The organism is Clostridium sp. AM29-11AC (assembly GCF_003480545.1).
Lineage (GTDB): Bacteria > Bacillota > Clostridia > Lachnospirales > Lachnospiraceae > Otoolea > Otoolea saccharolyticum_A.
Window position 1 is genome coordinate 20,338 of record NZ_QUJI01000001.1, and the last position, 14,465, is coordinate 34,802.

Here is a 14,465-nt window from a genome sequence, read left to right on the forward strand (position 1 = left end):
AGATCTGTCCGGCCGTGATGAAAAATGCCTGGCGGGAGCAGGATAAAGCCGTCAAAGGGGGGACAGGATATGGAAGAAGAGAGAGAGGCAGTCAGGCCTTCAGAGAAGGAAACGAGAAGTCCTGTCATTCAGGTAAGAAGGCTGTATAAGATCTACCGGGTGGGCGAAACGAAGGTCCATGCCCTGAACGGGGTGGATTTTACGATGTACAAGGGAGAGTTCTGTGCCATTGTGGGGCCGTCCGGTTCGGGAAAGTCCACACTTTTAAATATGCTGGCAGGGCTTGAGAAGCCTACAAAGGGCGAGATTGTGATAGCAGGAAAGCATATCGAGAAGATGAAGGAGGATCAGCTGGTAGCCTTCCGGCGGGAGCGGGTGGGCTTCATTTTTCAGTCCTATAACCTTTTAGGCACCATGAACGCCATCGAGAATGTGGCTCTGCCTCTGGCCTTCCGCGGAATCGGAAAAAAGGAGAGGATCCGCAAGGCACAGAAGTATCTGAAGCTGGTGGGGCTGTCACACGTATCCGATCATATGCCGAATCAGATGTCGGGCGGGCAGCAGCAGAGAGTGGGAATTGCCAGGGCTCTGGCGGTAAAGCCGAAGATTATCTTTGCCGATGAGCCCACAGGAAACCTGGATTCCAAAACAACGATGGAAGTTTTAAAGCTGATGCAGAAAATTGTCCGGGAGCAGAACCAGACACTTGTCATGGTTACCCATGACGATCACCTGGCCACCTATGCGGACAGGATTTTTCATATTATTGACGGAAAGATCGTGAAGATAGAAACGATGGATCACAGCTCACAGGAGGCTGTAGGGGAAACCCGGCCGGATGAAGAAAAGACAGGGCCGCCGGATGACGGGGAGGAAAACCTGGAGGCTGGAGAAAAACAGGAGAAGCAGCCGGACAGCACAGGGGAAGAGAAAAAAAACAGGGAGGACAGAACATGAGGATAAAAAAGCTTGGACGGATCCTTGCACTGCTTTTGGCCGTGTGCATGGTGCTTGCGGGACTGCCGGGGCAGGTGTATGCAGGCATGATGGACATGACAAATTTCAACGACGGCCGAATTGAAGTCAGCAAGGTCCCCAGAGGAAAGGCCGGAGATAAGATTACAATCCGCATGAAAATTGTGAATGATCAGGATTACGACATGGAGGATACCACTATCACCCTGGTCGGCGGGCAGCGATATGACGATATTCTGAATAATGTGTTTGAAGAGGAGGAGGATGATACGGAGGAGGACGAAAACACGATCCGCAATTACAACACCCAGTTTCCGTTTGAGGCGGACTCCTCAACCTTTGAGGATAAAAAGGTGGGAACCATCCGTAAAAATTCCTCTAAAACAGTGTCTATGACCTTTCAGCTCAGAAGGGATCTTCCGGCAGGCTACTATCAGGCCTTTTTTGATTTGAACAGCAGCCGGGATCACGAAAAAACCGTAGGCGTCAATCTCTGGGTATCGGCTTCTGACGGAACGGAGGAGGAAACGGAGGAGATGGACTATGATATTACCATCGGAGAAAATCAGTCCACACCATTTGGAGCTTACGGCGAGGTGCTGAATTTTGGGGTAAACTTAAGAAACAGCGGACACAGAAAAATGTACGATGTACGCGTTTATATGCAGCTTGACGCGGCGGTGGAGAAATTCCCCTTTGATATCAATGACGGAAATTATGACAGGAAAATGGGAGATCTGGAGGTAAATCAGACGGTGTCCGTACCGTACAGCATGGCTGTCAGAGAGGATGCCAAGTCCGGCTTTTATCCGATTACCTACAAGATTACATACAGGGAGACAGAAGACGGAGACTTTGAGGAGCCGGTGGAGAAGGTATTCTATGTCCGTGTCAAGGGAGAAGATGACGACGATCTGGAGGCCGATGCAGGCGAAAATGAGAGGACGAAGGCCAGGATCATTGTAGACAGCTTTTCTACAGAGCCGGCTGAGGTCTATGCGGGAACCCCGTTTGTGCTGAAAATCAGGATGAAAAATGCGTCGTCCGATGTGCAGGCAAGCAATATCCTTTTTACTTTCAGTTCGGAGGACACAGAAAAAAATCCGGTATTCACCACAGAAAGCGGTTCCTCCTCCCTGGTGGTAAACAGTCTGGCGCCCGGACAGACCGTGGATCTGGAGCTTTTGTTTAATTCCTCTCCGACAGCGGAGCAGAAGTCCTACACCATGACCATCAAGGAAAAGTACGACAGCCCTGAGTTCAAGAATGCAGAGGAATCTGTTTCTATCTCCCTCCCTGTGAAGCAGAAGGCGAGACTCAGCACCAGTACCATCGACGTGATGCCGGAGAGCATCACCGTAGGCTCGGAAACGAATGTCATGTTTGGCATTAACAATACGGGAAAGGTACTTCTCTACAATGTGACAGCTACTTTTGAGGGAGACTCCATCCAGAAAACAGACGCCTATGTAGGAAACATTGAACCGGGAAAGACGGGAAACGTGGATACCATGATCACAGGCGCGTCTCCAACGATGGACGATGGAAAGATAAAGATCATTATCTCCTATGAGGATGAAAACGGAGCGGTGACGGAGGTGGAAAAGGAGATGAGCCTCCTCGTCACGGAGCCGGTGGAGGAGACGGCGGACATGGGCACCATGGACGGAATGGATGAGATGATGATGGAGGAAGAGCCATCTCTCTTTGACAAATTCAAGATTCCGGCTCTTGCAGTCCTTGCACTGGCCGGGGCCGGTACGGGAGCCGGCGTTTACCGCCACAGAAAAAAGAAGAAGGCACTGAAAGAGGAGGAAGAGGATATAGACGATGAGATTTCTTGATCTGCTCATCATGAGCGTCAATAATCTGCGCCGGCGAAAGCTCAGAACCTTTCTGACTGTTCTCGGAGTAGTCATCGGCACTGCCTCCATCGTAGTAATGGTTTCTCTGGGAATCGGACTGAATAATTTCACCATGGAGAATATCCGTTCATCGGGCAGCCTGACAGCCATTGAAATCTATAATTATCAGAACATGAACGGCGAGGATGTGTCAGAGGACAAATTCATGACAGATGAGACCATAAAGAGCTTTGCAGAAATTCCCCATGTGACCTCTGTCTATCCGATGCTTACTATGAGTGTCCTGATGAAGCAGGGGGCCTATGAAGGATATGTGACCATGACAGGAGTTCCTCTGGACTTTATGAAGGATATTCCGCTGGGAAAGGGCAGCCGCCCCTCCCCCAACGCAGAGGGACTTGAGATGGTGGTGGGAAATATGGTGGCTCGAAACTTCAGCAATTCCAAGACAGGGAAGGGGTATTGGGATACGGGGGAAGAGCCGGATGTGGATTTCATGAACCGCCCCATGTTTGTGATTTTTGACATGAACGCCTACTACCAATCCCAGTCCGGCGGGACAGGGGCAGACGGTGAAAATGTACAGCCGCCTAAAAAATATATGCTGAATACCGCCGCTTTGGTGGAGGGAGGACCGGAGGACTACAATGAGTACAGCTACAGCGTATATGTGGATCTGGAAAAGCTGAAGGCTCAGCTAAAGCAGGTATTTAAAAAGGATCCCATACCAGGCCAGCCTACCAACAAAAAGGGAAAGCCATATCCCTACTTTATCTACGAGCAGGCGGTTGTCAATGTAGACGATATGGACAATGTAAAGGAAGTCCAGCAGCAGCTTATCACCATGGGCTATGAGGCCAGCAGCCGTATGGACTGGCTGGAATCCTCACAGAAACAGTCCAGTATGGTTCAGGCTGTCCTGGGCGGAATCGGGGCAGTGTCCCTGTTCGTCGCAGCCATCGGCATCGCCAACACCATGATGATGTCCATCTACGAGAGGACAAAAGAGATCGGCGTGCTGAAGGTACTGGGATGTGCTATGGGAAATATCCGAAGCATGTTTTTAATTGAAGCTGGCTTCATAGGATTCATGGGAGGGGTGATCGGACTGATACTGAGCTACGGCGTGTCGGCCCTTGTCAACCGCTTTCTGGCACCCAGCCTGACGGCGGGCATGAGCAGCCGTCTTTCCATGATTCCGCCCTGGCTTGCTCTGGCGGCTGTGGGCTTTGCTGTTCTGATCGGAATGATAGCCGGATTTTTCCCTGCACAGAGGGCAATGAAACTAAGTCCCCTTGCGGCTATCAGGAATGAGTAGGAGGCTGCTCGGAGAGGGAATCCGCCTGTTCGGGCCATTTCAGGGAGAGAGGAAGCTCAGACTGACAGAAACGCAAAACGAGAATGGAATCGTGGAAGCGGTGTACGACAGGCGGTAAAGGACAGTGCCTCAAAAGATAAGTGCCCCAAAAGATGTACGAAGGAACAATACCGGAAGGCCGGGAATTTTATGACTTTGCAGGAATAAAATTCCCGGCCTATTGACATTTTCAGCAGGAGAGATACAATGAATGTGTTATAATTAGCATTCTAACAGTTGCATTATACAATGATTGCGCTGAACAAAAAAGACTGGGTGTCAGGATGAATAGACAAAAGGGCACCAGCTTTTGGGGAAGGAGGAGAGAAAATGAAGCTGTATCTGGAAATGCTTCTGTACAGGGTTTTTCACGCACAGAGGAAGCGTCTTCGCCCGTTTATGGCACAGATTAAGCTGGCGCCTGGTCAGCCTAAGATTCTCGGCTACCTGGTCAGTCATGAGGGCTGTATGCAGAAGGATTTGGCGGAGTACTGCGATATTGAGCCGGCCACTGTCAGCCGTATCCTCGATACCTTGGAGAAGGGCGGCCTGATCAGAAGAACGGTGGCGGAGAACAACCGGAGAGCGGGAAGCCTTTCCCTGACAGAGACAGGGCTCAGACAGTATAAGCTGTGGGAGACCCGCTGCCAGGAGGTGGAGGAAGAGATGCTGGCCGGCTTTTCTGAGAAGGAGAAGAGGGAGCTGACAGAGTATTTGAAGCGGATTTACAAGAATCTCAGCGGGAAGGATGCCCTTTAAAGGAGGAAGCGGTGAAGGATTTAGAGCGAATTTTCAGATACATGAAGCCATACAGGAAGCAGTTTATTCTGGCTGTGCTGTTTGTGGTGATAGAGGCCAGTTTTGAGCTTACGATCCCCATGCTGATGGCTGACATGATTGACGTGGGGGTGGCAAACCACGATATGGACTACATTGTAGAGCGGGGCATGATTATGATGGGCTGCGCTCTGCTGGCCCTGATTACGGGCCTTATCTATGCCAGATTTTCCGCAAGAGCCGCCAACGGCTTCGGAGCCGCTCTCAGGGAAGCGGAATATATCAAGGTGCAGGAGTATTCCTTCGGCAACCTGGATCACTTCGAAACCTCTTCCCTGATTACGCGTATGACGACAGATGTCACTGTGATGCAGAATGCGGTAAGCGGAGGCCTGAGACCTCTGGTGCGAAGCCCTGTGATGCTGCTCATGGGGCTTGGTATGACCTTTTACCTGAACCGGAAGCTGGTTTTAGTATTTGCTGTCTGCATTCCGATCCTTGCCTTTATCCTCTACTCTATCGTGAGCCATGTGGCCCCCATGTACGGGAGGCTTCAGAGGGCTGTCGACCGGGTGAACGCCATTGTGCAGGAAAACCTGAATGCCATCCGCGTTGTGAAGGCCTTTGTCCGCGGCGAGTACGAGGAGGAAAAATTTGCGCAGGTAAACAGCGATTTAAAGAAAACCAGCCAGAAAACCTTCCACTATGCAGTGCTGAACCTTCCGGCTTTCCAGCTTGTCATGTACGGAGCGGTCGTCATGATCCTCTGGTTTGGAGGGAGGATGGTGCAGATAGGCGGCATGCAGGTGGGAGAGCTGACAGGATTTCTGACCTATGTGCAGCAGATCATCAATTCCCTGATGATGATCTCCAATGTGTTCCTGATGCTCACCCGCTCCCTTGCCAGCGCCAGACGAATCGGCGAGGTCTTTGACGAGCCTCTGGATCTGGTGGACGGGGAGGACACGGTGGAAACGGTGGAGCACGGCTCCATTGACTTTGAGCATGTGTACTTCAAGTACAGGGAGGATGCGAAGGAATATGTGCTTTCCGACATAAACCTTCACATACGGGCCGGAGAAACCGTGGGAATTATCGGAGGAACCGGTTCTGCAAAGAGCACCCTGGTGCAGCTGATCCCCCGGCTCTATGACATTACCTCAGGGCAGCTTCTGATTGACGGGAAGGATGTGAAGCGCTTTTCCCTGAAGCACCTGAGGGACGCTGTGGGCATTGTGCTCCAGAAAAATGTTCTGTTTTCAGGGAGTATCCGGGAAAACCTGCTGTGGGGAAATGAGGGCGCTGATGAGAAGGAGATCGAGTGGGCCTGCCATGCAGCCTGTGTGGATGAGTTCATCGGCCGGTTCCCGGAGGGGTATGATACGGACCTGGGACAGGGCGGCGTCAATGTCTCCGGCGGCCAGAAGCAGAGACTCTGTATCGCCAGGACGCTTTTAAAGCATCCGAAGGTATTGATTTTTGACGACTCCACCAGCGCCGTGGACACGGCCACAGACGCAAAAATACGGGCAGAGCTTGCAAAGCTTTCCGATATGACAAAGATTATCATCGCACAGAGGATCACTTCCGTCATGGATGCGGATCAGATTGTGATTCTGGAGGATGGAAAAATCCACGCAGTGGGAACCCACAGGGAGCTTTTGGAGAAGGATCCGATCTATCAGGAGCTCTACTATTCCCAGCAGAAAGGAGCAGAGAAAGATGGCGAGACAGTTTAACGGCAAGAGACCGAAAAACCTGAAAAAGACCTTTTTAAAGCTCCTGGGCTATATGGGAAATCATAAGTTCCTTCTGCTTCTGGTGGCTGTGCTTGTGTCGATCAGTGCCTCGGCGGGCCTTATTGGAACCTATATGCTTAAGCCGATTGTAAATAATTACATAGTGCCCGGCGACTTAGACGGCCTTGTAAAGGCTGTGATGTTCACGGCGGCAGTGTACCTTTGCGGAGTCCTGGCGGCCTACGGCTATACCCAGACCATGGTGGTGGCGGCCCAGAAGATTATCTTTGAGATCCGCCGGGATCTGTTCGGCCACGTGCAGAAGCTCCCACTGAAATACTTTGACACCAGAACGCACGGGGATATCATGAGCCGTTTTACCAATGATGTGGACACTATCTCAGACGCCCTGAACAACAGCTTTGCCATGATCATCCAGAGCTTTATCCAGATTGTGGGAACTCTGACCCTGATTTTTGTGCTGAACTGGAGGCTGTCCCTGATTGTGTTTGTCTGCTACATTCTGATGTTCTCCTATATCAGATACAGCGGAAAGAAGAGCAAGTATTATTTTAACTTCCAGCAGAAGTATCTGGGAGATTTAAACGGCTTTGTGGAGGAGCGGACAGCAGGGCAGAAGGTGGTGAAGGTGTTCAACCACGAGGAGGCCAGCATCGAGGAGTTCCGAAGAAAAAACAGGAATCTTCAGGAGGCGGCCACGAACGCCCTCACCTATTCCGGAAGCATGGTTCCTGTCATTGTCAGCATTTCCTATGTGAATTTTGCCATTGTAGCCATGGTGGGAGGCTATATGGTCCTGCGGGGCTGGACGGATGTGGGAAGTCTGAGCAGCTACCTGGTCTTTGTGCGCCAGACAGCCATGCCCCTGAACCAGTTTACCCTGCAGTCTAACTTCATGCTGGCCGCCCTGGCAGGAGCGGAGCGGATTTTCGAGGCAATGGACGAGGAGCCGGAAACAGATGAGGGAACCGTAACCCTGGTAAACAGGAAGGATAACCCGGACGGCAGCATGGAGGAGTCAGAAACACGCACAGGACTCTGGGCCTGGAAGGAGAAGACAGAGGATGGAGGGGAGAGGCTTATTCCCCTCCGGGGAGATGTGCGGTTCGACCATGTGGACTTTGGGTATGAGCCGGGGCACCCGATTCTAAAGCAGATAAGCCTTTATGCAAAGCCGGGGCAGAAGATTGCCTTTGTCGGCTCCACAGGAGCCGGAAAGACTACGATCACAAACCTGATCAACCGGTTTTACGACATTGACAGAGGCAGCCTTACCTATGACGGAATCGACGTCAAGAGAATCAAAAAGGATGATCTGCGGCGTTCTCTCGGAATCGTTCTACAGGATACGCATCTGTTTACAGGAACCATTGCCGACAACATCCGGTACGGAAGGCTGGATGCCACTGACGAGGAGGTTGTGGAGGCGGCAAAGCTGGCCAATGCAGACTCCTTCATCAGGAGGCTCCCCAAGGGATATGACACGATGGTTACCGCAGACGGAGGCAATCTGTCTCAGGGGCAGAGGCAGCTCTTGGCCATTGCCAGGGCCGCTGTGGCAGACCCGCCTGTCCTGATTCTCGACGAGGCAACCAGCTCCATCGACACGAGAACTGAGAGCCTGATCGAAAAGGGGATGGATCGGCTGATGGAGGGAAGAACCGTGTTTGTGATTGCCCACAGGCTTTCCACTGTCCGAAATTCTAATGCCATTATGGTGCTGGAACAGGGGCAGATTATCGAGCGGGGAGACCACGAGGATCTGCTTCGCCAGAAGGGAGAGTATTACCAGCTCTATACGGGAATGTTTGAGTTAAGCTGACATTGGGTTAAGCTGACAAAAAGGGGAAAGCCAAAAGGGATTGCCCTGCATACAGGGACAGAGAAATCTCATTATAAAAAGCCATGCTCCGCCAGGGGGAGGAAAAGCACTTGAAAAGCCGCCGGCGCATAAGATAGATTAACGTGACCTAGAGGCGGCTTTTTTTGAAAACTTTTCCAAAACCACTGACAGCAGAAGAAGAGCGGGAATACCTGAAGCGTTGCAGGGAGGGCGATGAGGAAGCAAAAGCCGTTCTGATAGAAAGAAACCTGAGGCTTGTGGCCCACGTAATAAAGAAATACCAGTATACAGACTATGAAACGGAGGATCTTCTCTCAGTTGGAACCATTGGACTTATTAAAGCGGTAAATACCTTTAAGGCAGAAAAAGGCTCCAGGCTTGCAACTTATGCGGCCAAATGTGTCGAAAATGAGATTCTGATGCTGTTCCGTGCGGGGAAAAAGAGGGCCAGGGATGTGTCGCTCTACGATTCCATAGGCGTAGACAAGGACGGAGAAACGGTGAGCCTGATGGATGTGCTGGAGGCAGAGGAGACGCAGGTTCTCGATACCATAATCATGGAGCAGGATGTGAGAGAACTCTATGAGGCTTATGCAAAATGCCTGAAGGACATGGAGAAAAAGGTAGTCTGCATGCGGTACGGGCTCTTTGGCACAAAGGAGCACACGCAGAGGGAGATTGCGGCCGTGCTGGGAATATCGCGATCCTATGTAAGCAGGATAGAAAAAAAGGCGATTGAAAAGCTGAGGGAGGCGTTTTAGGCCTCCCTCAGCTGCGGTAACGGCGGCAGAAGTTAATCATCGTATCTGTCATCATCGTCATCATCGTCATATCTGTCATCGTCGTACCTGTCGTCGTCATCGTCATATCTGTCATCGTCGTACCTGTCGTCATTATCATATCTGTCGTCATCGTACCTATCGTCGTCGTCCCACTCTCCGTCGTGGTTCACCCAGTAGCCGTCCGGCGTATAGGCGTTTGTAAGAAGGGAACCGTCTGAATTCAGGTAGTACCAGTCATCATCAAGATGAATCCAACCTGTTTTCATGTATCCGGCCGCGTCGAAATAATACCACTTCTGGTCGATCAGCTTCCATCCGTCTTTTGCATAGTCGTCATAATCATCGTCGTCATCGTCGTCGTCAATCTCATACCACCATCCGGTGGAATCCTGATGCCATTCATCGGCCTGGGAGAGAACTGGCATGCAGAGACTGATGGTCATGGCAGTGCCAAGAACAAATAAAAGTTTTTTCCTCATAGGCTCCTCCTTTTCATTATTCTGCCAGAAACTTTCTGTACGTTCATTTTACCATAAATTCAGGAAATAAAAAGTAAAATTTAGGTAAAAATGCTGATAAAAACGGGCTTGGCGCCTGGGAGAACGCTGTTGACAATCGTCAGGAAAGGTGGTAAGATAATAAATGGTTAGTAATGACTAACCAATAAAATATGGATATAATGAAGCTAACAGACAATCTGATAAAAAGGAGGGCTTTTCTATGTCGTTAATCGGAAGGGAAATCAGCGAATTCAGAGTGCAGTCCTATGGGGGCGGAGCCTTCAGGGAGGTGACGAAAGCGGATGTGCTGGGAAGGTGGAGCATATTCTTTTTCTACCCGGCAGATTTTACTTTTGTCTGCCCCACAGAGCTGGGGGATCTGGCCGACAAATACGAGGAATTTCAGAAGCTGAACTGCGAAATCTACAGTGTGTCCTGTGACACCCATTATGTTCACAAAGCATGGCATGACGCTTCCCAGACAATCCAGAAGATTCAGTATCCCATGCTGGCAGATCCCACGGGGGCGCTTGCCAGAGCCTTTGATGTGATGATTGAAGAGGAAGGGGTGGCAGAGAGAGGCAGCTTTATTGTAAATCCCGAGGGAAAAATCGTGGCCTATGAGGTTATTGCCGGAAATGTAGGCAGAAATGCAGAGGAACTGCTCAGAAGGCTCCAGGCCTCCCAGTTTGTGTATGAGCATGGCGATGAAGTCTGCCCCGCTAAATGGCAGCCGGGAGAGGAAACCCTCAAGCCAAGCCTTGATCTGGTGGGACTGCTCTAAGGGCAGGCCGCTTTCCTGCCTCTGCCGTGCCATGGAGAGGAGCAGGCGGGCGGAAAAGGCAGGGTCTGTTCAGAGAAAAAACGAGAGATAATGGCAGCTGCAGGACATAAACAGTAAAGAAATCTGTTTAAAAGGAATGAAAAAGGACAGTTGCGGGACACTGATAAGGACGCGGCAGAAGGCTGCGGGAAAGGACGTGAAAGCTATGGATTATTTGGAGATTGAGAAGGTAATCGGCCGGGAAATTATTGATTCCAGAGGAAATCCTACCGTGGAGGCTGAGGTATTTCTGGCAGACGGCACAAGCGCCAGAGGAGCTGCGCCCAGCGGAGCATCGACAGGAGAGTTTGAGGCCCTGGAACTGCGCGACAAGGATAAAAGCCGCTTCGGAGGAAAGGGCGTTTTAAAGGCAGTGGAAAATATTAATACAGAGATCAATGAGATTCTCTGCGGTATGGACGCTTCCGATATTTATGGGATTGACAGGGCCATGATCGAGGCAGACGGCACAAAAGACAAGTCAAGGCTTGGCGCCAATGCCATCCTGGCAGTATCCATCGCCTGCGCAAGAGCGGCGGCTACTTCCCAGGGCATTCCCCTGTACCGCTTTCTCGGAGGCGTAAACGGAAACAGACTTCCGGTTCCGATGATGAATATATTAAATGGAGGAGCCCATGCGGCAAACACAGTGGATGTACAGGAGTTCATGATCATGCCGGCAGGGGCATCCAGCTTCAGAGAGGGACTGCGCTGGTGCACAGAAGTATTTCATGCCCTTCAGGCTCTCTTAAAGGAGAAAGGCCTGGCAACCTCCGTGGGAGATGAGGGCGGCTTCGCTCCGGATCTGGCAAGCGACGAGGAGGCCATCGAGTATATTCTTGAAGCAGTGAGAAGAGCCGGATATGAACCGGGAAGGGATTTTGTGCTGGCCATGGATGCAGCCTCCAGCGAGTGGAAGGGAGAGCGCAAGGGAGAGTATATACTCCCGAAATGCGGCAGAAAGTTCACATCCGCCGAGCTTGTAGATCACTGGAAGAGACTGGCAGAAAAATATCCCATTTACTCCATTGAGGACGGCCTTGACGAGGAGGACTGGGAAGGCTGGCAGATGATGACAGAGGAGCTGGGCGGAAAGATTCAGCTTGTGGGCGATGATCTGTTTGTGACAAATACAGAGCGTCTGAGAAAGGGAATTTCTCTCGGATGCGGAAATTCCATTCTGATTAAGCTGAATCAGATAGGCTCTGTATCAGAGACGCTGGAGGCAATTAAGATGGCCCACAGAGCGGGATATACAGCTATTTCATCACACCGCTCAGGAGAAACAGAGGATACCACAATCGCCGATCTGGCTGTCGCTCTGAACACCTGCCAGATTAAGACGGGAGCACCCAGCAGAAGCGAGCGGGTGGCCAAGTACAACCAGCTTTTAAGAATTGAGGAGGAGCTGGGAGCGGGCGCGTGCTATCCGGGATTTGAAGCATTTCATATCAGAAGATAGCAGCAGAAAAGAGAGGTAAAAGAAGACAGAGGCTCAGCACAGGGCCAGACAGAGAGAAGGACACAGAAACCAGGATACTCCCATGAGAGCAGGCAGACCGCAAAGGAACGCTGAGAAAAGGGCTCTCTGACGGATGAGGCAAAAGCAGCTGGCTGCTGGAACAACACCGGGAGCCAGCTGCTTTTTTCTCACGGACAATTTAAGGAGGATTCGAAGGGCGGAAGGGCACCGCGGGAGATGTTCCTGTACAGGATTGCCCTGTCGATTTTCTCCCTGGCTGTCTGCCTGCTCTTTGCAGGGACAAAATGCGAGATGAACATGCCGGACGAATAAAAACGGAGTGTATTAAACAGGAGGTAAGAAGTATAAGGTCTGACACTGTGTAAATTTGAACAAAATTATTTGTTATTTACATTGTATTACAGCCTGGTAAAAGATATAATAGACGAAGAGGACTGAGGAGGCTGAATCCATGTGGGCTGTCAGCCTGCAAGAAAGCGGCACAGGGGCAGACAAAGGCCCGGCCGAGGTCAAAGCTGTAAGCATAGGAGGAACTTATTATGGCTATTTTAGTTACAGGCGGAGCTGGTTATATTGGAAGTCATACCTGCCTTGAGCTTTTAAAGGCAGGATATGAGGTGGTTGTGGTAGACAATCTCTGTAATTCCAGCGAGGAGGCAGTAAAGCGCGTGGAGAAGATTTCCGGCAAGCCGGTGAAATTTTACCAGGCAGACATTCTGGACAGGGAAGCTCTGGAGAAGATTTTTGAGAGCGAAACGATTGACTCCGTCATCCATTTCGCAGGCCTTAAGGCAGTAGGCGAGTCTGTTGCGAAGCCTTTGGAGTATTACTACAACAATATTACAGGAACCCTGGTTCTCTGTGATGTGATGAGAAAGCATGGAGTGAAAAACATTGTATTCAGCTCTTCGGCGACGGTTTACGGAGATCCGGCGTTTGTACCGATTACAGAGGAATGTCCAAAGGGAACGATTACGAATCCTTACGGACAGACAAAGAGTATGTTAGAGCAGATTCTGACAGACTTCCATGTGGCAGATCCGGAGTGGAATGTAGTTCTGTTGCGCTATTTTAACCCGATTGGAGCCCACGAGAGCGGAATGATCGGTGAGGATCCAAAGGGTATCCCCAATAATCTGGTACCGTACATAGCTCAGGTGGCAGTCGGAAAGTTACCGTGCCTTGGGGTATTTGGAAATGACTATCCGACGCACGACGGAACAGGTGTGCGCGATTACATCCATGTGGTAGATCTGGCGGTGGGCCATGTGAAGGCCTTAAAGAAAATTGAGGAGAAGGCGGGCGTCTGCATCTACAATCTGGGAACCGGTAAGGGCTACAGCGTTCTCGATGTGGTTAAGGCCTATGAAAAGGCCTGCGGCAAGGAAATCAAGTATGAGATCAAGCCCAGAAGACCTGGCGATATCGCAACCTGCTATGCCGATGCGACAAAGGCAAAGGAGGAGCTGGGCTGGGTAGCAGAGCGCGGCATCGAAGAGATGTGTGCTGACTCCTGGAGATGGCAGTCCATGAACCCTGACGGGTACAGAAGCTGATTTCAGAAAGAAATTAATAAGAAAAAAGAAAATACAGGTTTCTGATCTTTTATGAAATGGTAAGAGAAAAGCAAGAAACACCTTTTATCCATCTGGTATAATAAAAACAGGTAGATAAGAGGTGTTTTTTTATATAACAGGAAACTTCGTTCCCTGTGATATAAAAACGCTCCGCGAGGATCGCACTGGGTTGGAAAGGAAAATGTCGCTTTCGCGACCCGCCGCAGGCGGAGAATCCTGCGAAGCAGGATTCTTTTTTACAGGGAAAGTTCTGTCAGACTTTCTCTGAAGCAAAAAGGTCTGGCGGATACGCACTGGGGCAGACGGAATCGGCTGCCTGCATCTGGCTGTTCCGGTGTATCTTGACAGGCAGATACAGTGCCCTATATTTGTCAGACGGCGCGGAAAGATGGATTCCGGTTTCAGGAGAGGAGAGTGGAGAGATGATTCGTTTATTTGAAGAGAGTATGTGCAGCAGAGAAGTCTACTCAGGTTTTCCTTCCGGTGAGTTTTCAGCTGTGCGGGAGGCCCTGGAACAGGAGAAGATCAGATACAGAAAGAAAAAAAGGCCGAAAGGGCGGGAAAGTATTCTCGTAAGGCGCAGGGATGAGGCGCAGGCCAGAAAGCTGGTTCAGCTTCAGATTAACCATCTGTGGCGGGAGAAAATGAGAAAGTGCTGAAAGGAAAAGGGCAGGAGTCTTCAGCCTGAAAAAGCAGATTGCTTCAGGCGCAGGCTCCTGCCCT

Annotated in this window: 13 protein-coding genes; 12 read left to right on the plus strand and 1 reads right to left on the minus strand. The window is 50.7% G+C overall.

The window, feature by feature from the left end; all coding sequences use genetic code 11:
* Window positions 1–69: 69 nt before the first annotated feature.
* The 8 genes from DW757_RS00125 (at window position 70) to sigK (ending at window position 9,338) form a co-directional block, all read left to right on the plus strand.
* Complete coding sequence (locus tag DW757_RS00125) at window positions 70–957, plus strand: ABC transporter ATP-binding protein (protein WP_015574304.1); 888 nt, start codon at window positions 70–72, stop codon at window positions 955–957.
* On the plus strand, window positions 954–2,819 hold the full coding sequence (locus DW757_RS00130; protein ID WP_087381729.1) for a hypothetical protein: 1,866 nt from the start codon (window positions 954–956) through the stop codon (window positions 2,817–2,819). The genes DW757_RS00125 and DW757_RS00130 overlap by 4 nt, the downstream gene beginning before the upstream one ends.
* Entirely contained in the window at window positions 2,806–4,158 is a 1,353-nt protein-coding gene (locus DW757_RS00135) for an ABC transporter permease (RefSeq protein ID WP_008397918.1), read from the plus strand. Before DW757_RS00130 ends, DW757_RS00135 begins: the two co-directional genes overlap by 14 nt.
* Entirely contained in the window at window positions 4,151–4,276 is a 126-nt protein-coding gene (locus tag DW757_RS17885) for a hypothetical protein (RefSeq protein ID WP_015544390.1), read from the plus strand. Before DW757_RS00135 ends, DW757_RS17885 begins: the two co-directional genes overlap by 8 nt.
* 251 nt (window positions 4,277–4,527) lie before the next feature.
* The gene (locus tag DW757_RS00140; RefSeq protein ID WP_118750648.1) at window positions 4,528–4,956 is read left to right on the plus strand and encodes a MarR family transcriptional regulator; all 429 of its coding nucleotides are present in this window, start codon (window positions 4,528–4,530) and stop codon (window positions 4,954–4,956) included.
* Between the two features lie 41 nt (window positions 4,957–4,997).
* The gene (locus DW757_RS00145) at window positions 4,998–6,713 is read left to right on the plus strand and encodes an ABC transporter ATP-binding protein (protein ID WP_182433226.1); all 1,716 of its coding nucleotides are present in this window, start codon (window positions 4,998–5,000) and stop codon (window positions 6,711–6,713) included.
* Window positions 6,697–8,556 carry an ABC transporter ATP-binding protein gene (locus DW757_RS00150; RefSeq protein WP_118750650.1) on the plus strand — a complete coding sequence of 620 codons (1,860 nt, stop codon included), beginning with the start codon at window positions 6,697–6,699 and terminating at the stop codon, window positions 8,554–8,556. The genes DW757_RS00145 and DW757_RS00150 overlap by 17 nt, the downstream gene beginning before the upstream one ends.
* A 164-nt stretch (window positions 8,557–8,720) precedes the next feature.
* The gene (sigK, locus tag DW757_RS00155) at window positions 8,721–9,338 is read left to right on the plus strand and encodes an RNA polymerase sporulation sigma factor SigK (protein WP_008397925.1); all 618 of its coding nucleotides are present in this window, start codon (window positions 8,721–8,723) and stop codon (window positions 9,336–9,338) included.
* A 32-nt stretch (window positions 9,339–9,370) separates the two neighbouring features.
* Here sigK and DW757_RS00160 read toward each other — a convergent pair whose 3' ends face one another.
* The gene (locus DW757_RS00160; RefSeq protein WP_021966434.1) at window positions 9,371–9,838 is read right to left on the minus strand and encodes a hypothetical protein; all 468 of its coding nucleotides are present in this window, start codon (window positions 9,836–9,838) and stop codon (window positions 9,371–9,373) included.
* 241 nt (window positions 9,839–10,079) lie between these two features.
* Here DW757_RS00160 and ahpC point away from each other — a divergent pair, with 241 nt between their 5' ends.
* The 4 genes from ahpC to DW757_RS00180 all read left to right on the plus strand — a co-directional run bounded on the left by ahpC (window position 10,080) and on the right by DW757_RS00180 (window position 14,401).
* The gene (gene ahpC, locus DW757_RS00165; protein ID WP_008397929.1) at window positions 10,080–10,643 is read left to right on the plus strand and encodes an alkyl hydroperoxide reductase subunit C; all 564 of its coding nucleotides are present in this window, start codon (window positions 10,080–10,082) and stop codon (window positions 10,641–10,643) included.
* A 205-nt stretch (window positions 10,644–10,848) separates the two neighbouring features.
* Window positions 10,849–12,144 (plus strand): phosphopyruvate hydratase, encoded by a 1,296-nt coding sequence (gene eno, locus DW757_RS00170; RefSeq protein ID WP_118750804.1) that lies wholly within the window; start codon window positions 10,849–10,851, stop codon window positions 12,142–12,144.
* A 560-nt stretch (window positions 12,145–12,704) separates the two neighbouring features.
* Complete coding sequence (gene galE, locus DW757_RS00175) at window positions 12,705–13,721, plus strand: UDP-glucose 4-epimerase GalE (RefSeq protein ID WP_008397934.1); 1,017 nt, start codon at window positions 12,705–12,707, stop codon at window positions 13,719–13,721.
* 443 nt (window positions 13,722–14,164) lie between these two features.
* Window positions 14,165–14,401: a hypothetical protein gene (locus DW757_RS00180; protein WP_015574300.1), complete on the plus strand. Its 237-nt coding sequence runs from the start codon at window positions 14,165–14,167 to the stop codon at window positions 14,399–14,401.
* The last annotated feature ends 64 nt before the right edge of the window (window positions 14,402–14,465 follow it).

Excerpts from the sequence above, each read along its gene's own strand:
- DW757_RS00125 (WP_015574304.1), top strand. The coding sequence starts at position 70 with ATGGAAGAAGAGAGAGAGGCAGTCAGGCCTTCAGAGAAGGAAACGAGA.
- DW757_RS00130 (WP_087381729.1), top strand. The coding sequence starts at position 954 with ATGAGGATAAAAAAGCTTGGACGGATCCTTGCACTGCTTTTGGCCGTG.
- DW757_RS00135 (WP_008397918.1), top strand. The coding sequence starts at position 2,806 with ATGAGATTTCTTGATCTGCTCATCATGAGCGTCAATAATCTGCGCCGG.
- DW757_RS17885 (WP_015544390.1), top strand. The coding sequence starts at position 4,151 with ATGAGTAGGAGGCTGCTCGGAGAGGGAATCCGCCTGTTCGGGCCATTT.
- DW757_RS00140 (WP_118750648.1), top strand. The coding sequence starts at position 4,528 with ATGAAGCTGTATCTGGAAATGCTTCTGTACAGGGTTTTTCACGCACAG.
- DW757_RS00145 (WP_182433226.1), top strand. The coding sequence starts at position 4,998 with ATGAAGCCATACAGGAAGCAGTTTATTCTGGCTGTGCTGTTTGTGGTG.
- DW757_RS00150 (WP_118750650.1), top strand. The coding sequence starts at position 6,697 with ATGGCGAGACAGTTTAACGGCAAGAGACCGAAAAACCTGAAAAAGACC.
- DW757_RS00160 (WP_021966434.1), bottom strand. The coding sequence starts at position 9,838 with ATGAGGAAAAAACTTTTATTTGTTCTTGGCACTGCCATGACCATCAGT.
- ahpC (WP_008397929.1), top strand. The coding sequence starts at position 10,080 with ATGTCGTTAATCGGAAGGGAAATCAGCGAATTCAGAGTGCAGTCCTAT.
- eno (WP_118750804.1), top strand. The coding sequence starts at position 10,849 with ATGGATTATTTGGAGATTGAGAAGGTAATCGGCCGGGAAATTATTGAT.
- galE (WP_008397934.1), top strand. The coding sequence starts at position 12,705 with ATGGCTATTTTAGTTACAGGCGGAGCTGGTTATATTGGAAGTCATACC.
- DW757_RS00180 (WP_015574300.1), top strand. The coding sequence starts at position 14,165 with ATGATTCGTTTATTTGAAGAGAGTATGTGCAGCAGAGAAGTCTACTCA.